General features: G+C 63.5%; 21 protein-coding genes, 1 pseudogene and 1 riboswitch. Of the genes and pseudogenes, 13 read left to right on the plus strand and 9 right to left on the minus strand.

The window, feature by feature from the left end; all coding sequences use genetic code 11:
* The first annotated feature begins 33 nt into the window (after positions 1–33).
* Positions 34–609 (plus strand): CvpA family protein, encoded by a 576-nt coding sequence (locus HY896_09365; GenBank protein ID MBI5576554.1) that lies wholly within the window; start codon positions 34–36, stop codon positions 607–609.
* Here HY896_09365 and HY896_09370 read toward each other — a convergent pair.
* The 6 genes from HY896_09370 to hydG are packed head-to-tail and all read right to left on the minus strand — an operon-like array spanning position 582 to position 5,745.
* Positions 582–1,346 carry a hypothetical protein gene (locus HY896_09370; GenBank protein ID MBI5576555.1) on the minus strand — a complete coding sequence of 255 codons (765 nt, stop codon included), beginning with the start codon at positions 1,344–1,346 and terminating at the stop codon, positions 582–584. The genes HY896_09365 and HY896_09370 overlap by 28 nt on opposite strands.
* 23 nt (positions 1,347–1,369) lie before the next feature.
* On the minus strand, positions 1,370–2,659 hold the full coding sequence (gene thiC / locus HY896_09375) for a phosphomethylpyrimidine synthase ThiC (protein MBI5576556.1): 1,290 nt from the start codon (positions 2,657–2,659) through the stop codon (positions 1,370–1,372).
* A 55-nt stretch (positions 2,660–2,714) separates the two neighbouring features.
* Positions 2,715–3,335: a thiamine phosphate synthase gene (thiE, locus tag HY896_09380; protein MBI5576557.1), complete on the minus strand. Its 621-nt coding sequence runs from the start codon at positions 3,333–3,335 to the stop codon at positions 2,715–2,717.
* Positions 3,336–3,350: 15 nt separating this feature from the next.
* The gene (locus tag HY896_09385; protein ID MBI5576558.1) at positions 3,351–4,121 is read right to left on the minus strand and encodes a thiazole synthase; all 771 of its coding nucleotides are present in this window, start codon (positions 4,119–4,121) and stop codon (positions 3,351–3,353) included.
* Between the two features lie 2 nt (positions 4,122–4,123).
* Positions 4,124–4,324 carry a sulfur carrier protein ThiS gene (thiS, locus tag HY896_09390; GenBank protein ID MBI5576559.1) on the minus strand — a complete coding sequence of 67 codons (201 nt, stop codon included), beginning with the start codon at positions 4,322–4,324 and terminating at the stop codon, positions 4,124–4,126.
* 17 nt (positions 4,325–4,341) lie between these two features.
* The gene (gene hydG / locus HY896_09395) at positions 4,342–5,745 is read right to left on the minus strand and encodes a [FeFe] hydrogenase H-cluster radical SAM maturase HydG (protein MBI5576560.1); all 1,404 of its coding nucleotides are present in this window, start codon (positions 5,743–5,745) and stop codon (positions 4,342–4,344) included.
* A gap of 51 nt (positions 5,746–5,796) precedes the next feature.
* A riboswitch (TPP riboswitch) is annotated at positions 5,797–5,902 on the minus strand.
* A gap of 140 nt (positions 5,903–6,042) precedes the next feature.
* Between hydG and alr the strand changes: the two genes are divergently transcribed.
* The 11 genes from alr (at position 6,043) to HY896_09450 (ending at position 17,406) form a co-directional block, all read left to right on the plus strand.
* On the plus strand, positions 6,043–7,158 hold the full coding sequence (gene alr / locus HY896_09400; protein ID MBI5576561.1) for an alanine racemase: 1,116 nt from the start codon (positions 6,043–6,045) through the stop codon (positions 7,156–7,158).
* 61 nt (positions 7,159–7,219) lie between these two features.
* Positions 7,220–7,948 (plus strand): ABC transporter permease, encoded by a 729-nt coding sequence (locus tag HY896_09405; protein ID MBI5576562.1) that lies wholly within the window; start codon positions 7,220–7,222, stop codon positions 7,946–7,948.
* Between the two features lie 10 nt (positions 7,949–7,958).
* Positions 7,959–8,771: an ABC transporter ATP-binding protein gene (locus HY896_09410; protein ID MBI5576563.1), complete on the plus strand. Its 813-nt coding sequence runs from the start codon at positions 7,959–7,961 to the stop codon at positions 8,769–8,771.
* Positions 8,771–10,288: an MCE family protein gene (locus HY896_09415; GenBank protein MBI5576564.1), complete on the plus strand. Its 1,518-nt coding sequence runs from the start codon at positions 8,771–8,773 to the stop codon at positions 10,286–10,288. Before HY896_09410 ends, HY896_09415 begins: the two co-directional genes overlap by 1 nt.
* 51 nt (positions 10,289–10,339) lie before the next feature.
* The gene (gene purH / locus HY896_09420; protein ID MBI5576565.1) at positions 10,340–11,902 is read left to right on the plus strand and encodes a bifunctional phosphoribosylaminoimidazolecarboxamide formyltransferase/IMP cyclohydrolase; all 1,563 of its coding nucleotides are present in this window, start codon (positions 10,340–10,342) and stop codon (positions 11,900–11,902) included.
* Positions 11,903–11,948: 46 nt separating this feature from the next.
* Positions 11,949–13,229, plus strand: coding sequence for a phosphoribosylamine--glycine ligase (gene purD, locus HY896_09425; GenBank protein MBI5576566.1), 1,281 nt, complete (start codon positions 11,949–11,951; stop codon positions 13,227–13,229).
* Positions 13,230–13,239: 10 nt separating this feature from the next.
* The gene (gene purE / locus HY896_09430) at positions 13,240–13,728 is read left to right on the plus strand and encodes a 5-(carboxyamino)imidazole ribonucleotide mutase (protein ID MBI5576567.1); all 489 of its coding nucleotides are present in this window, start codon (positions 13,240–13,242) and stop codon (positions 13,726–13,728) included.
* Positions 13,725–14,588: a DUF89 family protein gene (locus HY896_09435; GenBank protein ID MBI5576568.1), complete on the plus strand. Its 864-nt coding sequence runs from the start codon at positions 13,725–13,727 to the stop codon at positions 14,586–14,588. Before purE ends, HY896_09435 begins: the two co-directional genes overlap by 4 nt.
* Positions 14,585–15,244 carry a threonylcarbamoyl-AMP synthase gene (locus tag HY896_09440; protein ID MBI5576569.1) on the plus strand — a complete coding sequence of 220 codons (660 nt, stop codon included), beginning with the start codon at positions 14,585–14,587 and terminating at the stop codon, positions 15,242–15,244. The genes HY896_09435 and HY896_09440 overlap by 4 nt, the downstream gene beginning before the upstream one ends.
* 4 nt (positions 15,245–15,248) lie before the next feature.
* Positions 15,249–16,583: a DUF1015 domain-containing protein gene (locus HY896_09445; protein MBI5576570.1), complete on the plus strand. Its 1,335-nt coding sequence runs from the start codon at positions 15,249–15,251 to the stop codon at positions 16,581–16,583.
* On the plus strand, positions 16,558–17,406 hold the full coding sequence (locus HY896_09450) for a methyltransferase (GenBank protein MBI5576571.1): 849 nt from the start codon (positions 16,558–16,560) through the stop codon (positions 17,404–17,406). Before HY896_09445 ends, HY896_09450 begins: the two co-directional genes overlap by 26 nt.
* On the opposite strand, the pseudogene HY896_09455 reads toward HY896_09450, so the two are convergent.
* The 3 genes and pseudogenes from HY896_09455 to HY896_09465 all read right to left on the minus strand — a co-directional run bounded on the left by HY896_09455 (position 17,384) and on the right by HY896_09465 (position 18,242).
* A pseudogene (locus HY896_09455) lies at positions 17,384–17,524 on the minus strand (peptide-methionine (R)-S-oxide reductase). The gene HY896_09450 and the pseudogene HY896_09455 sit on opposite strands and share 23 nt — an antisense overlap.
* Positions 17,525–17,532: 8 nt before the next feature.
* Positions 17,533–17,982, minus strand: a complete 450-nt coding sequence (locus HY896_09460) for a DUF721 domain-containing protein (GenBank protein MBI5576572.1) — start codon at positions 17,980–17,982, stop codon at positions 17,533–17,535.
* Positions 17,979–18,242 (minus strand): hypothetical protein, encoded by a 264-nt coding sequence (locus HY896_09465; GenBank protein ID MBI5576573.1) that lies wholly within the window; start codon positions 18,240–18,242, stop codon positions 17,979–17,981. The genes HY896_09460 and HY896_09465 overlap by 4 nt, the downstream gene beginning before the upstream one ends.
* A gap of 99 nt (positions 18,243–18,341) precedes the next feature.
* Here HY896_09465 and HY896_09470 point away from each other — a divergent pair, with 99 nt between their 5' ends.
* Positions 18,342–18,584, plus strand: coding sequence for a DUF3343 domain-containing protein (locus HY896_09470; GenBank protein MBI5576574.1), 243 nt, complete (start codon positions 18,342–18,344; stop codon positions 18,582–18,584).
* The last annotated feature ends 93 nt before the right edge of the window (positions 18,585–18,677 follow it).

The following is an 18,677-nucleotide window of genomic DNA, read 5'->3' on the forward strand; positions in this document are numbered from 1 at the left end:
AAAGCCGTTCGGTCTTAATGTAGAGTGGGGCCGATGAATCCGCTCGACCTCGGCATAGTTGCGTTGTGCGTCGTCCTCGCGCTCTTCGGCCTGATGCGAGGATTCGTCCGTCAGGCGGCCTCCCTTACGGGGCTCGTTCTCGGACACATTCTTGCCGTCAAATACAACGGGTGGGCGCAGAAGCTTCTACGTCTCGACTTTCCGCATGCCGGCATCGTCGCGTACCTCATCGCGCTCCTGGCCGTTTACATCGCCGTCCGGCTGATCGGTCTACTCGTGGAACGCTGGGTCCGCGCCAGCAAGCTGTCGGGCACGGACCGGTTCCTGGGGGGCCTGGCGGGCGCGGTAAAAGGGTCGCTTGTATCCGTACTGCTGGTCTTCGTGCTCGTCGTCCTGCTGCCGCGGGACGCTTCGCTTCTGAAAAGCTCGAAGCTGGCTCCCCACGCGCTGGTAGCCGCGGGGTGGCTGGAGAAGACATTTCCCGAAAGGATCCGCGAGTCGTTCCGCGAGAAGATCGGACCCGGGGAAGCGCGTCCGCCGGAGAAGGGCGGAAGGAGCGGAACGGAATCCGTCCCGGCGGATCAATCGAAGAAGCGGTCAAGGAAGTAGTCGCGCAGGCACAGGGAGAGGTTTCCGGCGATGTCCCGCTTCGAGTTGGTCAGATAGAGCCTTCCTTTCCATCCGAACGTTTCCTTCTCTATCCGGTCCATGTCCGCGTCCTCGACACCTTCTTCCCGCAGCGCCTCCGAGAGCAGCGGCACGAGCTTGTCTTTCATGCGGAGGTGCGTGTCCACGAGAAGTATGGCGAAGTCGGGCGAGAGCATCCCGACGCGCCGGACGAAGGCGCGGACCTCCTTCAGCTCGATATGCTTGGGCGGAGACGTCTTGGTCTCGACGTAAAGCAGTTTCCCCGAGAGGAGCGCAAGGACGTCGAAGTCCCCGCCGCAGGAGAGGCCTGGAATCGTCACACCCCAGAGCGGCTCCGCCCGGAACTCCCGCCGCAGGATTTCGGCCACGAACCATTCGAAGGTGTCGCCGAAGTCGGTCACGGATTCCGCGAGAAGGCGGACCGTGCCGGACCTTCCCCGCTTCATGAACCCGAGGCGCTCCACTTCCCAAGCCATTTCCTCCACTGATTCGGGCGAGAAAAAGGGCCCGAGCCGCTCGGGAAGATACCGGTTCCGCAGAACCAGGATATCGCGCAGGAAAAGCCGGAAGGCGTAGGAATGGAGGAGACGGAGGAAGGTCTCGCGTTTCCGCGCGCTGGGCAGATACGGGAGGAATGTCCTCCCTTCGACGCAGCTTTCTCCTGTCTCGAGGCCGCGCTGGGCAAGGGCGCGCGCCACGCCGGTGGAACCTGCAACGCGGGTTACGCGCGCCGTATGGCTTTTTGCGACGTTTTTATGGCGCACAGGTCCGCGCACATCGTGCAGACTGCCTCGTCGACCGTCGGAAGACTCCCCGACCTCATCCCTCTCGCCGTTTCCGGGTCGAGGGAGAGCTCGATCTGCGCCTTCCAGTCCAGCCGGCGGCGGGCATCCGCCATCATGTTGTCCCTCTCCATGGCACCGGGAATCCCGCGGGCGATGTCCGCGGCATGGGCCGCGATGCGGGATGCGATCACGCCGGTCCGGACGTCCTCCACCGAGGGGAGGCGCAGGTGCTCGGAAGGTGTGACGTAGCAGAGGAAATCCGCCCCGTTCCATGCGGCGATCGCCCCGCCGATTGCGGAAGTTATGTGGTCGTAACCAGGAGCGATGTCGGTAACCAGCGGCCCCAGGACGTAGAAGGGGGCGCCGTGGCAGAGGCGTTTCTGGAGTTGCACGTTGGCGGCGATCTGGTGCAGCGGCACGTGGCCCGGCCCTTCGATCATAACCTGAACGTCGCGTTTCCATGCGCGTTCCGTGAGTTCCCCCAGAACGATCAGCTCGTGCACCTGGGCGCGGTCGGTGGCGTCCGCAAGGCATCCGGGACGGAGGCCGTCGCCCAGGGAAATCGTGATGTCGTATTCACGGCAGATGTCCAGCAGCCGGTCGTAATGCTCGAAGAACGGGTTCTCTGCGCCGTTGAATTCCATCCATTCGGCCAGGAGCGATCCCCCGCGGCTGACGATGTCAAGCCGTCGCCCCTCGCGGACAAGGCGCGACAGCGCCTCCCTCGTGACTCCGCAGTGGACCGTCATGAAGTCGACGCCGTCCTCCGCCTGCTTCAGTATTCCGTCGAAGAAATCTTCGGGGGAAAGTTCGACCCAGGATTTCCCGCGTGAGGCTGCATCTGCGGCTGCCTGGTAGACCGGTACGGTCCCCACCGGGACGGGGCATTCGGCGAGGATGGCCTTCCGGATCCCGTCGATCGGGCCGCCGGTGGAAAGGTCCATGACGGCATCCGCGCCTGCGGCGACGGCGACGCGGGTTTTTTCAAGCTCGGCGGATATGTCGGCCCGGTCGCGCGAGGTCCCCACGTTCGCGTTGATCTTGACGCGCAGCCCTTCGCCGATGGCCACGGGCCGGATGTCGCGCCGCTTGCGGTTCCGCGGGATGACCGCCCTGCCGGCCGCCACCAGCTCGTTCATCCTTTCCGGCGCGATCCTTTCCTCCGCGGCGGCTTTCGCAATTTCCGCGGGAATCCCCCCCGTCCTTGCCCGATGCAGCAACGTCATGGCGCACCTTCCTTTTCCGCTGCGTTCCGTTTCCGCTGCCTTCAGGTCTCCGCCTTCAGGCGAAGCGCTCCGTGAGTTCCCTTGCCGCCGCCCGCGGGTCCGCCGCCGCGACGATACCGGATATAAGCGCGATTCCGAAACACCCGGCACGCGCGACCTCCGCCGCGTTGTGCGCGGCCACTCCTCCCAGCGCGAATACCGGGATGCGGGCCTTACCGCATGCCTCCGCAAGCGCCGCGACGCCCAGCGGGCGGCCGAACGCCGCCTTCGAGGGCGTTGCGTAAACCGGCCCGAATGTCGCGAAATCCGCTCCTTCTTCTTCCGCTCCCCGCAGTTCCTCAAGACTATGGGCCGAGCAGCCGATGAGGGACTCCTTGCCGAGCAGGCTCCTTGCTTCGCGCGGTGTGATCGAAAATACTCCCAGGTGGACGCCGTCCGCTCCGACCGACTTCGCGACGTCGGCCCTGTCGTTCACCAGGAGCTTCGCCCCGTACCGCGCCGTGGAGGCGCGCAGCTTTTCCGCGAGGCGGAACAGCTCCTTCCCCGGCAAGTCCTTCTCGCGCAATTGAACGGCGCGTACGCCTCCCTCCAGCGCCTTTTCGACCGTTCCCGCAATATCCCCGCCGGAAGCCAGTTTCCGGTCCGTGATGAGGTATACGCGGAAATCGACCTTCAACGGATGCTCCGCCGGTCAGAAGAAAGTTCCGTCCAGGGGCGACGAGGCCGTCGCGTACAGCTTCCTTGGGATCCGGCCCGCGAGAAACGCCTTGCGCCCTGCGGATACCGCCTCCCGCATCGCCTCCGCCATGGTCACCGGGTCCTTCGCGCCCGCGATCCCGGTGTTCATCAGTACCCCGTCGCTGCCGAGCTCCATCGCCACGGCGGCGTCGGAAGCAGTCCCCACGCCGGCGTCGACGATAACCGGCACCTTGACGGCGTCGATGAGGATCCGGAGGTTGAACGGATTGCGGATCCCGAGGCCCGAGCCGATCGGGGCAGCAAGCGGCATTACGGCCGCGCAGCCCGCGTCTTCCAGCTTCTTCGCCATGATGGGATCGTCGTTCGTATATGGCAGGACGACGAACCCTTCCTTCACGAGGACCTTCGCCGCCGAGAGAAGCCCTTCGGTGTCCGGGAAAAGGGTCTTCTCGTCGCCGATCACTTCGAGCTTCACCATGTTCGACATGCCGGCCTCACGGGCGAGCAGGCAGGTGCGTATGGCGTCGTCCGCGGTGTAGCAGGCTGCCGTGTTCGGCAGGAGGGTGTATCGTTTCGGGTCTACGTGGTCGAGCAGCGATTCCATGCTCCGGTCCAGGTTGACCCGCCGCACCGCCACCGTTACGATATCCGCGCCGGAGGCCTCCAGCGCCCTTACCATCGTCGGGTAGTCGGGATATTTTCCCGTCCCGACGAGAAGCCGTGACCGGAACGTTTTTCCCGCGATCGAAAGCGGCGTATCCATCGTTATCCACCTCCTACGAATGTGACTATCTCGATCCGGTCTCCCTCGGCGAGCTCCGTGCTTCCGAAATCGGCTTTTCTTACGAGGGCGCGGTTGCGCTCCACCGCCACCCTGGATTCCGGCAGCGAGAACTCGCGCAGAAGAGAAAGCACGGTGGCGCCTTCACCGATATTCCGGCATTCCCCATTGACGAGGATCTCCATCGGTTTCCGTCCTGACTTCAAAAATGATGGTCCCTTCCGCCTTCAAGCGTCATCGCAAGCTTTCGCTCGAACTCGGACAGCAGCGCCGATCCTTCCATCTCCATCTTCGCTTCCCGGACCGCGGCAAGGCATTCTTCCCGCAGCGCGACGTCTTCCGTGGAAAGCGCGAACTCCGCGATCGAAAGCAGCGCGTTGGGGAGGCAGAATTCCCGGATGTGCCCGTCCACCGCCATTTCCGTGAACGTGTCTCCGGTGCGCTGCCGCCGGTAGCAGCTTGTGCAAAGGGATGGGAGGTATCCGCGCGCGAGCACCATTCGAACGATATCCTCCATCGGCCGCACGTCGTCCACCTCGAACTGCTCCGCTTCTTGACGCCGGACGCCCTCGCTGTACCCCCCGGGATCGGTTTTCGATCCCGCACTGATCTGTGATGCGCCGATGTCAAGCGTCCGCTCGCGCAGGGAAGCGGGCTCGCGGGTCGTCACGACGACCCCTGCCGAAGGAACAGCCAGGCGATAGACGATGACGATCCTCTCGAACTCGGCGTCCGAAACCGGGCGGGGCGCACCCGTGAGCGGAGAACCGAAAGCATGCTTGAATCGCGGAACCGAGATCGTATGCGGGAATGTCCCGAACGATTCAAAAAGGTGCTCCGCGTGCCGGATGACGGAGAGAACCTCGAACCGGTAATCGTAGAGACCGAGGAGCGCTCCGATCCCGACGTCGCCGAACCCGGCCGCGATCGCACGGTCCATGCAGGTAAGACGCCAGGCGTAGTCCGATTTCGCCCCGGACGGATGCATGGCTGCATAGGTTTCCGGATGATACGTCTCCTGGAATACCTGGAAAACTCCCGCGCCTGCTTCCTTGATCGCGCGGAGATCGTCCACGTGCATGGGTGCGGCGTTCACGTGAAGGATGCGCATGCCGGTTTCCCTGTAGATCGCTCGAAGGACTTCGGCGATGTAGGCCGGCTGCGTTCGCACGGGATGTTCGCCGGTCACAAGGAGCAGCCGGTGGAACCCTTTCCTTTCGAGGAAGCGCGCCTCGGCGGCGGCGGCCTGCGGCGAGAGGGTGATCCGCCGCGTCTCCCGGTTTTCCCGCCGGAAGCCGCAGTAGAGGCAGCTGTTTCCGCACTCGTTTGAAAGGTAGAGGGGGGCGAACAGGACGATCCTTCGCCCGAACACTTCCTCGCGCATCGCACGGGCGGCCGCCGCGGCCGTTTCCCATACCAGTATGTCGTCGGTCAGAAGAAGCCTTGCCGCTTCGTGGTGGCGAAGTCTCCGGTGGGGAGACAGGGAGGAGAGCAGCGCGAACGCTTCCTTCCGGCGAAGCGGTTGCGCTCCTGCGAGCAATCTCGATATTTCATCCGCCGCAACGGGAAGTGCGGCGGAGTTCCGGATGTCGTTCCGCGGAAGCATCGAAAAGCCCCCTTGAATCTTGCAATAAGGAATAACCGCGCCCGGCAGGCACGGTTCGTGAAACCAGCTCCCTGCGCCGGCATTACCCGGATCAGGTTCGACGGGTTGCCCGGGACTTTCCCCGGGCTCTCAGCGAATGGCACCCCAGGCGGTTGTGGGTATAAATGATACGCTCCGGCCCGGTTCGATGTCAAACCGATGCGCCTCGTTTCTTCCGCCGCCTTTACTTGGAGTGGGGCGGTAGAGTAGACTTTTTTAAAATACATTCCTGTTTTTACAGTGCGCGAGGTGTTCCTGTTGGCAAGGCCGACGACGGCTGAAATCAACCTCTCGGCGCTCCGGCATAATTACCGGATCCTCCGTTCCCTCCTCCCAGCCACCACCGGCATTTTCGCCGTCGTGAAGGCGGACGCGTACGGCCACGGCGCCGTGGCGGCGTCCCGCGCGCTCGCCGAGGAAGGCGCCGGGATGTTCGGGGTCGCCACGGTGGAAGAGGGTGTGGAGCTGAGGCAGGCGGGCATCCGGAACCCCGTCGTCGTGCTGGGAGGAGTGGACGAGCCGCAGGCCGAAGAGGCGCACGCCAACGGCCTTTCCGCCGCCCTGTTCGATCCGGAGCAGATCCCGTATCTGGCGCGCACCGCCGCGGAGCGGGGGAAGCCGTTCTCCCTGCACCTGAAGGTCGATACCGGCATGGGCCGGCTCGGTTTCCTGCCCGGCGAGAGTGCGAAGATGATCGATGCCGTGCGATCCCGCAAGGAGCTGCGGGTCGATGGATGGATGACGCACCTTTCCTCCGCGGACGGGCAGGGGAAGGAGGACCGCGAGTTCACACTTGGGCAGCTGGAAATCTTTTCGCGCGGGATCACGGCGGTGCGGGAAGCTTTCGGGCAGGGCGTTGCGGTGCACGCCCTGAACAGCGCCGGAATACTCTCCTTCCGCGAGTATGCGTTCGACATGGTCCGGCCCGGGATCGCGATGTACGGCAGCCTTCCCGCGGAAGGCCTGGGAGCCGGGCTCGGTCTCCGGCCGCCGATGCGGCTGGTGACCAAGATCGTGTCGGTGAAGGAGATTCCCCCGGACCACCCGGTGAGCTATGGACGCACCTATCGCCGGCCCGAACGAAGGACGATCGCGGTGGTGCCGCTGGGTTACGCCGACGGGTACCGGCGTTCCTTCTCCGGAAAGGCGTCGATGGCCGTGATGGGGCAGCGTGCGCCTGTCGCAGGAAGGGTGTGCATGGATCACACGATGCTGGACGTGACCGGGATCCACGGCGTTCGCCCCGGCACGGATGTCGTGGTCATGGGGGAGGGCGCGGAGACCGCGGACGATCTCGCCCGCATCTCCGGGACCATTCCCTATGAGATCCTTACCCAGGTTGGACGCCGTATCCCGAGGCGGATCGTTGGCTGACGAGGCGAAGAAAAACGGTTTTGCCGCAGCCCTGGAAGGGTTCGGCGCCCGGGTCTACCGCATGGTCGAGGACCTGGGAAACGTCTTCGTGCTCTTTCTGCAGTGCGTGAGCTGGCTGCTCCGGCCACCTTCGGAGTTCAAGAACATCATCAAGCAGATGGAGGAAGTGGGGATACGCTCGATGCCCGTCGTCCTCGTGACGGCGACTTTCACCGGGATGGTGCTGGCTCTCCAGAGCTGGTCGGGGTTCCAGAGGTTCCAGGCGACGAGCTTCGTCGGATCGGTGGTGGCGCTTTCCATAACGCGGGAACTGGGCCCGGTGTTCGCGGGACTCATGGTCTCCGGCCGCGTCGGAGCGGCCATGGCCGCGGAGCTTGGAACGATGAAGGTCACGGAGCAGATAGATGCGATGGTGACCCTGGCCACCAACCCGGTCAAGTATCTCGTGGTGCCGCGCGTGGTCGCCTCCACGGCGGTGCTGCCTGTCCTGGTCATCTTCGCGGACCTGGTCGGAATTCTCGGCGGCTACTTCGTCGCCGTGTACCTGCTGGGGGCGAACCCTTACGTATACGTCAACAAGACTTACCAGTACCTCGAGTTCAGGGACATCTACACGGGGCTGGTCAAGGCGGCGGTGTTCGGATTCCTCATAGCGCTCATCTCCTGCTACAACGGGTTCATCGCGGAGGGGGGCGCCGAAGGGGTCGGCAGGGCAACTACGCGGGCGGTGGTGGCATCTTCCATGGTCGTGCTCATTTCGGACTACTTCATGACGTCGTTGATGTTCTAAGGAGTCGAGGGTGCCGGCTATCGAAATCCGTGGGCTGTCGAAAAGGTTCGGCAGGAAGGTCGTTCTCGACGGCCTCGATCTGACGATCCCCCCGGGGAAGAACACGGTCGTCATCGGCGGCAGCGGAACCGGGAAATCGGTCCTCATCAAGTGCGTCGTGGGGCTTTTGCGGGCGGACGCCGGCGAGATCAGGATCGACGGCGAAGACGTTACGAAGATGGACGAGCGGGAGCTGGTCCGGGTCCGTAAAAAATTCGGCATGCTTTTCCAGGGAGCGGCGCTCTTCGACTCGATGAACGTGGAAGACAACGTGGCCTTCTCCCTGCGGCGGCTGCACAAATACCCGGAGGGACAGATCCGGAACGTCGTGGAGGAAAAGCTCGCCATGGTGGGGCTTTCGAGGATACAGGGTCTCATGCCGGCGGAGCTGTCCGGCGGGATGAAAAAGCGCGTCGGCCTTGCCCGCGCGATCGCTTCCGAGCCCGAGATCCTGCTTTACGACGAGCCGACCACGGGACTCGACCCCATAATGGCCGACGTCATAAACGAACTGATCATACGGCTGCGGGAATCGCTCGGGGTGACCTCGATATCCATCACCCACGACATGGCCTCGGCCTACAAGATCGCGGATTACATCGCGATGCTGTATAAAGGTAAGATCATCGAGGTGGGGACGCCGGAGGAAATCCGGCACAGCGCCAATCCCGTGGTATCCCAGTTCGTGGAGGGACGCGCGCAGGGGCCGATCACGGCCGAACACGAAGAGTTCATACGCTTCGTCCGCCGGTCGGGCGAAACCGGGGGCCAGGAGGAGCGGTAATGTCGAGAGAGGCCAAAGTGGGGATCTTCGTCGTCCTTGGCCTGGTGATCCTCACGTACTTCACGTTCCGCGTCAGCAAATGGGGAGGGATCGCGGAGCGGGGGTACAAGCTGAGCGTGGATTTCGAGAATGCCGGCGGGCTCGAGCCGAAAGCGAACGTGAAGATGGCGGGGGTCCCGATCGGAAAGGTCGAGGAGATCCGCCTGGTGGGCGACCGCGCGAGGCTGGACCTTCGCATCGACTCCGGTATCCGCATTCCCGTCGATTCCGTCGCGTCGATCCAGACCCAGGGTCTGTTGGGGGAGAAATACGTCGAGATCATGCCCGGGAAGCGGGCGGACCAGACGCTGCCTCCCGGCGGCCGGATCGCCAATACGCAGCAGCCGGTGAACCTGGACGAGATGGTCCGAAAGCTATCCCTCATCGCGGACGACGTCAAGCGCTTCACCGATTCCCTTTCCAGTACGATAGGAACCGAAGAGGGCAAGCAGGCCATCGCGGAAATCCTCAAGAACGTCCGCGAGGCGAGCGCGGTCTTGAGGAACGTCTCCACGGCGAACGAGGAGCGGCTGAACCGCATACTGGTCAACGTGGACCGCTTGTCCGCGGACCTCTCGCAAATGGCATCCGCCAACAAGGAGGACGTTCGGGCGACGATCGCCAACCTGCGGGCGTTCTCGCAGACGCTGAAGGAGGAGACCCCCCAGCTTGCCAAAAAACTCGAGGCGATGGGAGAGCAGGTGAGCGGGGTTTTCGGCGAGAACCGGGAAAACATCAAGGTGGCCATCGCGAACTTGAGCACCGCCTCAACGAAGCTCGACAACACGCTGGCCTCTGCGGAAAAGGTGATGGGGAGGATAGAGCGGGGAGAGGGAACGCTCGGAAAGCTCGTGTCCGACAACACCACCATAGGTTCGCTCAACGACACCCTGGAAGGGATCAACCGGTACGTCAGGAAAACCGAATCCCTCAAGACGTTCCTGGATTACCGCCTCGAGTACCAGACCAAGCCTTCCGAGTACAAGCATTACGTGAACCTGCGGCTTCAGCCGTCCGCCGACAAGTATTATCTCCTCGGAGTCGTCGACGATCCCCGCGGGAGGGAGAGTTCGGACGAGACCACCTCGACGATCAACGGGGTGACAACGACTGAGCAGCGGACCACCTTCAGCAACAAGCTGAAGCTCAGCGCCCAGGTGGCGAAGCGTTTTTCGAGGCTGACGCTGCGCGGGGGCGTGCTCGAGAACACCGGAGGCGTGGGAGCGGACTTCGACGTCATCAGGGACAAGCTTTCGGTGGGAATCGACGCCTACGACTTCGCCCGGAAGGGTGACCAGCCCCCGCATTTGAAAGCGTACGGCAACTATGATATCGTGAAAAACCTTTTCATCACCGGCGGCGTGGACGACATCCTAAACGACGAGAAAAACCTGAGGACCTTCTTCCTCGGCTTCGGGATCAAGTTCGCGGATGAGGACCTGAAGACCTTGCTGGGGGCCGTCCCGATCCGGCCGTAAGCGCGGTCATTCGACCGAAAATTTTTGGACATGGCGAGAGGATAGCGCACCATGGCGAGAATCCTGCGGGCGATTCTGAGCGTATCGGACAAAACCGGCATAGTGGAATTCGCGAAAGGCATTTCGCGTCTCGGCGTGGAATTGTACGCCTCCGGCGGCACGGCGAAGCTGCTTAAGGAAAAGAAGGCGCCGGTCCGCCTCATCGAGGAGTACACCGGCTTCCCCGAGATGCTTGACGGGCGCGTCAAGACGCTCAACCCGAAGATCCACGGGGGGATCCTGGCGCTGCGGGACAACCCCGCCCACATGAAGACGATCGAATCGCACGGCATCGTGCCGTTCGACATGGTTGTGGTCAACCTCTACCCGTTCGAGGCGACGATCGGCAAGCAGGGTTGCACGCGCGCCGAGGCGATCGAGAACATCGACATCGGAGGCCCGTCGATGCTCCGGTCGGCGGCGAAGAACTGCCGGCACGTTGCCGTAGTCTGCAACCCGGCCGATTACGCGGACATCCTGGCGAAACTGAAAAAAGGGAACGGAAACCTGGATCCGCAGACCATGGAGGAATTGGGACGGAAGGCTTTCGCGCTCACCGCCGCGTACGACGCCGCCATATCCAATTACCTGGGACGCGGGGAATCGGCCCAGGATGAATACCCGGCGACCTTCACCGCTCAATGGAAAAGGCTGCAGTCGCTTCGGTACGGCGAAAATCCGCACCAGAGCGCCGCATTCTACGCGGACCTGAAGCTTTCGGACGAGCCGACCCTCGGCGGGGCGCGGCAGCTTCAGGGCAAGGAACTTTCCTACAACAACATCGTGGACATAGACGCGGCGCTCCAGCTTGCCATGGAGTTCTCCGATCCGGCGGCGGCCATCATAAAGCACACCAACCCTTCGGGGGTCGGGCTTTCGAAGCGCCGTTTGGTCGATGCCTTCAAGAAGGCGAGGGAGTGCGACCCGGTGTCCGCCTACGGAGGGGTTGTGGGATTCAACCGGCCCGTGGGGGCGGATACGGCCCGGGAGATCGCTTCGACTTTTTTCGAGGCGGTCATCGCACCGGGCTACGACAGGACGGCGAAAAAAATCCTCTCCGCCAAGGCGAACCTCCGTGTGCTTGAGACCGGTGGAGAGTTCCGGTGGGGGAACCAGGCCGGTTTCGAGATGAAGAAGGTGAGCGGGGGACTTTTGCTGCAGGGCCGCGACCGGCACGTGCTCGATCCCGCGAATCTCAAGGTGGCGACGAAGCGCACTCCTACGCCGGAGGAACTCGAAGCGATGCTGTTCGCGTGGAAGGTCTGCAAGCACGTAAAGTCCAACGCCATCGTCTACGCCTTGAAGGACCGGACGGTCGGAGTGGGGGCGGGGCAGATGAGCCGCGTGGACTCGGCGAAGATCGCGGTGATGAAGGCCCAGCGGCCTACGAAGGGGACGGTGGTGGCGTCCGACGCATTCTTCCCGTTCCGGGACGGCCTGGACGCCGCCGCGGCGGCCGGGGCGACGGCGGCCATCCAGCCCGGCGGATCGGTGCGGGACGCGGAGGTGATCGCGGCCGCCGACGAGCACGGCATGGCCATGGTCTTCACCGGCGTCAGGCATTTCCGGCATTAGCTGTGGGGAACCTGCGGACATTTCATCCAGGGGGGATCGCGTGGGACTGAAAGTTCTGGTCGTGGGTGGAGGCGGCAGGGAGCACGCGCTCGTCTGGAAGATCGCGCAGAGCCCGCTTGTGGAGAAGATTTTCGCGGCGCCTGGAAATCCGGGGATAGCGCGCAACGCGGAGCTGGTGCCTGTGACCGTCGACGAGGTGGGGAAGCTGCGGGACTTCGCCGTGGCGAACCGGATCGACCTGACCGTGGTCGGGCCCGAAGCGCCCCTGGTGGCGGGGCTCTCCGACGCGCTAGCGAAGGAAGGGCTTCTTGTGTGCGGGCCGAGCAAGGCGGCGGCGCAGCTCGAGGGCTCCAAGGTTTTCACGAAGAACATCCTGGCCAGGTACGGCATACCCACGGCGGATTTCCGGGTCTTCGACGAATACGACGAAGCGGAAGCATACGTGCTGACGCATCGCCTTCCCGTCGTGATCAAGGCGGACGGGCTGGCCGCAGGAAAAGGGGTGGCGGTCGCCGGGACGTACGAGGAGGCGGTAGCGTTCCTAAAGGATGTCATGGAGAAGAGGATCTTCGGCGACGCCGGGGAACGGGTCGTCGTGGAAGATTGCCTTACAGGCGAAGAGGCTTCCTACATCGTCTTCACAGACGGCGAGAAGATCGTTCCCCTTCCCACGTCGCAGGACCACAAGCGGATCGGGGACGGTGACTCCGGACCCAATACCGGAGGCATGGGGGCGTATTCTCCGGCGCCGGTGGTGACGCCGGAGGTGGAGCAGAAGGCCATGAAGAAGATTTTCGAGCCTCTCCTCGCGGGCATGCGTGCGGAGGGGACCCCGTTCCGCGGTATCCTGTACGGCGGGCTGATGATCGAGCGCGGGGAGCCGAAGGTTCTCGAATTCAACGTGCGGTTCGGCGATCCCGAAGCGCAGCCGCTCTTCATGCGGCTTTCGAGCGACCTGGTGCCGCTTCTCATGCAATGCGCCCAGGGGAAGCTCACGGACGCGGTGATGAGGATCGACCCGCGCCCGACCGTGTGCATCGTGATGTCCTCGGGAGGCTACCCGGGTCCATACAAGAAGGGATTCCCCATTTCCGGGATCGAGGAAGCGGAAAATGAGGGCGGCGTCCAGGTGTTCCACGCCGGCACCGCGGTGAAGGACGGACGGCTGGTGAGCAACGGCGGGCGCGTGCTGGGCGTGACGGCTGTGGACAAGGACATCCGCAGCGCGATCGAGCGCGGGTACCGGGCCGCCGAAAAGATATCCTGGGAAGGGGCGTACTTCCGCCGGGACATCGGGCGGAGGGCGCTGGAGCGAAGCGGGGCTTGAAAGGACTTTAATGTCCGGCAAAATCCTCATCCTCATGGGAAGCAAGTCGGACGCGGAGGCCATGGGAGAGGCCGCGCGTATCCTCGAATCGCTCGGGATACCTTCGGACTCGACGGTTGCCTCGGCCCACCGTTCCCCCGCCCGCACCCAGAAGCTGGCGCGGGACGCGGAGGGGAACGGATATTCCGTGATCATCGCGGGGGCCGGGGCGGCAGCGCACCTTGCGGGCGTCGTCGCGGCGGAGACCGTGCTGCCGGTCATCGGGGTGCCGCTGGCGAGCTCCCCCTTGTCGGGGCTCGATTCGCTGTTGTCCACCGCGCAGATGCCGGGAGGCGTCCCGGTCGCAACCATGGCCGTCGGGAAAGCGGGTGCGCAGAACGCCGCGTACCTTGCGGCGCAGATCCTGGCGCTGTCGGACCCGAAGATCAGGAAGAAATTGAAGGAGCGCCGCAGGAAAATGGCGGAGGCCGTCGCAGCGTCGGCGATGGAGATCGGGTGATCTTCATTTCGCCGGAGTGCTTCCCCTGTTTCCTTCGGCAGGCGGATCTCGCGGCCCGGGCGCATGGAGCTTCGGAGGCGCAGAGGAACGGGCTCGCTGCGCGGATTTCGGCGATGCTCTCCGACCTCCCGCCAAACGGGGTTCCCGCCGAGATCGCCACGCGCCTCCAGGCGATCGTTCGCGAAGAGCTGGATACCCCCGATCCGTTCCTCGCGGTCAAGCGCAGGGAGCTTGACCGGTTTTCCGAAACGTCGAGACGCGCCGAGGAGATCGTCGCGGCATCTCCCGACCCGCTGGCGGCGGCGGTGAAAGTGGCGGTTTTCGGGAACATCATGGACTCCGGCATCATCGAGCGGGATTGCATCGAAAAGGAATTCGACGGGTTCGCGGGGCCGGCGGGAGTCGCCGAGGTTCCGCAAGGGCTTCTCGAAAGGATCCGCGGAGCGAAGCGGATAGGCGTCCTTCTCGACAATGCCGGCGAGGCCGCGTTCGACGTTCCCCTCCTCGCGCGGCTCGGCGCGGACGGCAGGAAGCTCTGGATCGGCGCCAAGGGCGGCCCGGTCATAGACGACCTGACGGCGGAAGAAGCGCGCAGGATCGGGCTTTCGATGTACGGAGAGATCGTCTCCAACGGCAACCAGGGTGTAGGCACCATCCTGGATCTCTGCACGCCGGAGTTCCGGGACCGGATCGATTCTTCCGACCTGATCCTTTCCAAGGGGCAGGCCAATTTCGAGACGCTAACGGGGCGGGCGCAGAACGCGGTGTTCCTCCTGCGCTGCAAGTGCCCCGTGGTGTCCCGCGCTCTCGGGAAGCCTGAGGGAGACATCGTCATACTGGACGGCGCGGCGACGGCATGACCCGCCTGGCGCGCTTCGACGGGACGCACGTCGCATATTTCCCCCCCGGGATCGTCGAGTCGCTCCTGGCGGGCGGGATGGTTATCTATCCCACGGATACGCTGTACGGCCTGGGAGTGGATCCTCGTTCCGGGGAGGGATTGCAGAAGCTCATTGCGTTGAAGGGGAGGGAGAACAGGAAACCCATACCTCTCCTTCTCGACGGCCCCGGCCGGGCCTCCCTTTGGGCGTCGCATATCCCAGGGGCTGCGTCGCGATTGATGGAAAAATACTGGCCGGGGGGACTGACGATCGTGATGCCATCCTGGCCGGACGTGCCGGCAGGGATCACTGGGGGCAGCGGCACCGTCGGGCTGAGGGTGCCGGACCACCCGATCCCGAGGGCGCTGGCGAAAGCTCTGGGGGGTGCGATAACCGGAACGTCGGCGAACCGGGCGGGAAATCCGGGCAACTGGAATACACCCGAGGAGATCGTGCTGGAATTCACCGGAGAGGTGGATTGGGTCCTCTGGGATGGGCCGGCGCCTTCGCCCGCTGCGGACGCTTCCCGGTCTCCCGGCTCGACGGTGGTTCGGGTAGAGGGAAACGATATCTTGCTTCTGCGGGAGGGGGCGATCCCTTTCCGCGGCATCACCGAATATTTGAAGAAGGGATAACGCCATGGCGATCGTCGCTCCGTTTCAAGGAATCCACTACGACCCCGGGAAGGTCGGAGACCTTTCCAGGGTAGTCTCCCAGCCTTACGACGTGATATCTCCGGAGGAGCAGAAGGCCCTTCACCAGCGGCATCCCCGCCAGATCGTCCGGGTCGACTTCGGTCTTGCGAAGGAAGGGGACGGCCCGCAGGAGAACAAGTACACCCGCGCAGCCGCCCACTACAGCCAATGGCTCTCCGAGGGGACGCTGGTGCAGGATTCCCGGCCCGCTTTCTACTACTACGAGCAGGAATTCACCATCGCCGGGAAGGGAACCTTCGTCCGCAAGGGGTTTCTGGGGGCCCTGCGCCTCTCCGCTTTCGGCGAAGGGGAAGTGCTGCCTCACGAGAAGACGCTTTCCCGGCCGAAGGAAGACCGGCTGGCCCTCATGCGCGTAACTGACGCGAACATGAGCCCGATCTTCGGGCTCTTCTCAGACCCGAAGGACGAAGTACTTGCCGCGATGCGGAAGGGGATGGGAGCCGCGCCCGATTTCACCGCGACCGACGACCTGGGAATCCTGCACAGGGTATGGACCGTGGCGGATCCGGCGGTCCAGAAGTCCGCGGCGGCGAAAATGGCTGACAAAAAGGTATTCATCGCGGACGGCCACCATCGGTACGAGACCGCCCTGGCGTTCCGTGAGGAGATGCGGAAAAAATTCGGGAAACGTGAAGACGCAGCGTACGAGCACGTCCTGATGTTCCTGTGCAACATGGACGACCAGGGGATCGTTATTCTCCCCACCCATCGCGGGGTGCACTCCCTCCCTTCCTTCTCCGAGAACGATTTCGCCGCGAAAGTGCGCGCCGTGCTGCCCATGGAAACCCGCGACGGGTCGCCGGAGGACGCGATCCGGGCCCTGGAAGCCGCCGGGAAGAAGGGTAAGGCTATCGCCTGGACCGCGGGGGGGGGGAAATTCCACCTGGTCGCTTTCCCCGACATCGAGAATTTCTGCGCGGAGCGGTTGGCCAAATTCCCGGCGCAACTCCGCAGCCTGGACGTCGTGCTCCTGCACGGATTCCTGCTGGAGCAAGTGCTGGGCGTCACCCCGGATGCGGTGACTGCGGGGACCTGCGTCAAGTATTACAAGGACCCGGCGAAAGCGGTATCGGACCTGTCGAGCGGAGCGATCCAGGCCGGATTTTTCCTCAATTCCGTGACCGTCGAAGAATTCCGGAACGTGTCGCTCTCAGGCCACGTGCTCCCGCAGAAGTCCACGTTCTTCTACCCGAAGATCCTGACCGGCCTCCTGATCTTCTCCACGCGCGGTGATGAGCGGGTCCCGGCGCAGGCATAAAGAGGGCGTTGAGGGGCGGAAGCGGGCGCTCCCGCGGGCGGGGACCTGCCCGCCTTCGCCCGTCCGGCAAAATGCCGAAGCCCATCGGGACCGCGACGGGGCGGCCTTCGCCTCGCTCACCATCCGCCAGCCGCAGAGCGGCTACCGTTTCTCGATCGACTCGGTGCTCCTTGCCGATTTCGCATCGGCCTTCTGCGGAGAAGTGGTCCTTGACCTCGGAACCGGCTGCGGAGTGGCACTTCTGCTGCTTTCGAGGATGTGCGGGTCCTTAAGGTACGGCGTCGGAGTGGAGGTACAGCGTGAGCTGTACGAATTCGCCAGGGGAAACATAGAGGAAAACGGTTTTTCGGGGAGCCTCTCCGCAGTCCACGGCGATTTCAGGGAAAAACTCCCCGGGTTGTCGGGTGGGTCTTTCGACCTTGTCATCTCCAATCCCCCATACCGCAGGGTCGGAGACGGCAGGAGAAATCCGGATCCGCAAAAGGAAATCGCCCGCCACGAAGTGATGTGCACGATGCCCGAGCTCTTCAGATCGGCGGGCAGGTATCTCTCCCCGACGGGGCGGTTCGCGATGCTGGGACTTCCACAGCGGCTGGGCGAGATGCTCTCCTGCGCGACGGCCGAGAGGATCTTCCCGGACACACTGCGGTTCGTGCATCCGTATCCGGACAAGCCCGCCAACCTCCTGTTGTTCGCGGCGAGCCGCCGCAAGCCCCCCGAGTTCTCCGTCCTCCCCCCTCTTGCCGTCTATTCGGAAAAGGGACGTTATCACCCCGACGTGGAACGGATCTACCAGGCCGTCAATCCCGCTTCGCCAGATTGAGCGCCGCGGAATTCATGCAGTAACGCAGGCCGGTCGGCTTCGGTCCGTCGGGAAAAACGTGCCCCAGGTGGGCGTCGCAGCGCGCGCACAGCACCTCCGTGCGCCGCATGAAAATGGTGAAGCGGGCTAACGCTTCCGCGAGGCGATTCGGCGGGCGATGGAGCGGAGGATCCGGCGGGTTTCGGGGTCGGCAATGCCCTCCATTCCCTCCGGATCGGGGACGAGCGGGAGGGGTTCCTTTCGCTGCCGTTCTGCCTCCCGGCCGTCCTCTTCACCTGAGGCGAGGGACCCCACGGAAAAGCGTATGTCCTTCACGGAATCCGTCCCGAGGGCAGTGTTCGCCTGTTCGATCATGAAGGGTTTTTTGAGATGCAGCTCCTGGGCCCACGCATGGTTTTGCACGAGCACCGTGAGAACCCCGTTTTTCAGCTTCAAGGGGGAGGTCTTTTCGGAAAGAAGAGGACCGACGATACCGGGCCAGGCCGCGCGGAGGCGGACCGTCCACGCAATCGAGGCGAAGCCCTGGCCGGAAAGGAGTTCTTCGAGGAAATCGGAGATCCTTGCAGCCCGTTTCATGCCGTGCCCTTCCTGCGGTGGCGCATCCTGCCGCCGGCGTACTGCCCTATCAGCGTGCAGATTATGATCAGGGGTATCGCCCATGCAGATACGTGATTGCTGATACGGAGGAACGCTATCAAGGGAACGGACAGATGGATATAGACGAACCACATGAGGGAAAACTTCCGTGTGCCTTCCCGGAGGTACCCGAGGGGAAGGTTGATGACCAGGGCGGCGAGGCCTATCAGGGAGGCATGGAGCGTGATGGCGTCGCTCATGAAGGGTGGCCGCAGGAAGTCATCGAATATCCATTATAATGGCAAGACGGCCGCAACGGTGAAAGAGGAGGATTCTTGGCGCGTCCGGCTTCGGCGGAAATGGTGCTGATATTCCGGGGAACCCACCAGGTCATGTCGGCGGAAAAGCATTTGAAAAAAAAGGGCGTGGCGATGCGCCTGATCCCCGTGCCCCGGCGGCTTGCTTCCGACTGCGGCCTCGCAATCCGGATACCGGGGGACCAGCAGGCGAAGGCTCGGGAAACGCTTGCGGCAGCGAAACTTCTTCCCCAATCGGCCCACATCTTGCGGGAAAAGGAGAAGTACGAGAAAGTACCTTTTTGAACCGATGTTTCATATCATTGGGTTGGAGTCGATATTGGGCTTGACAAGTCGAAATTGGCCAATCAAAATAAGTATTTATTTGAGTTGTGCCGG

This window comes from Deltaproteobacteria bacterium (genome assembly GCA_016218975.1).
Classification (GTDB): domain Bacteria; phylum Desulfobacterota; class Deferrimicrobia; order Deferrimicrobiales; family Deferrimicrobiaceae; genus JAENIX01.

Bases quoted from the DNA above. Each gene is read 5' to 3' on its own strand.
- HY896_09465 (MBI5576573.1), bottom strand. From the start codon at position 18,242: ATGAGCGACGCCATCACGCTCCATGCCTCCCTGATAGGCCTCGCCGCC.
- thiS (MBI5576559.1), bottom strand. From the start codon at position 4,324: ATGGAGATCCTCGTCAATGGGGAATGCCGGAATATCGGTGAAGGCGCC.
- HY896_09440 (MBI5576569.1), top strand. From the start codon at position 14,585: ATGACCCGCCTGGCGCGCTTCGACGGGACGCACGTCGCATATTTCCCC.
- HY896_09415 (MBI5576564.1), top strand. From the start codon at position 8,771: ATGTCGAGAGAGGCCAAAGTGGGGATCTTCGTCGTCCTTGGCCTGGTG.
- HY896_09460 (MBI5576572.1), bottom strand. From the start codon at position 17,982: ATGAAACGGGCTGCAAGGATCTCCGATTTCCTCGAAGAACTCCTTTCC.
- purH (MBI5576565.1), top strand. From the start codon at position 10,340: ATGGCGAGAATCCTGCGGGCGATTCTGAGCGTATCGGACAAAACCGGC.
- HY896_09470 (MBI5576574.1), top strand. From the start codon at position 18,342: ATGGTGCTGATATTCCGGGGAACCCACCAGGTCATGTCGGCGGAAAAG.
- thiC (MBI5576556.1), bottom strand. From the start codon at position 2,659: ATGACGTTGCTGCATCGGGCAAGGACGGGGGGGATTCCCGCGGAAATT.
- HY896_09445 (MBI5576570.1), top strand. From the start codon at position 15,249: ATGGCGATCGTCGCTCCGTTTCAAGGAATCCACTACGACCCCGGGAAG.
- purE (MBI5576567.1), top strand. From the start codon at position 13,240: ATGTCCGGCAAAATCCTCATCCTCATGGGAAGCAAGTCGGACGCGGAG.
- HY896_09385 (MBI5576558.1), bottom strand. From the start codon at position 4,121: ATGGATACGCCGCTTTCGATCGCGGGAAAAACGTTCCGGTCACGGCTT.
- HY896_09450 (MBI5576571.1), top strand. From the start codon at position 16,558: ATGAGCGGGTCCCGGCGCAGGCATAAAGAGGGCGTTGAGGGGCGGAAG.
- hydG (MBI5576560.1), bottom strand. From the start codon at position 5,745: ATGCTTCCGCGGAACGACATCCGGAACTCCGCCGCACTTCCCGTTGCG.
- HY896_09365 (MBI5576554.1), top strand. From the start codon at position 34: ATGAATCCGCTCGACCTCGGCATAGTTGCGTTGTGCGTCGTCCTCGCG.
- HY896_09405 (MBI5576562.1), top strand. From the start codon at position 7,220: ATGGTCGAGGACCTGGGAAACGTCTTCGTGCTCTTTCTGCAGTGCGTG.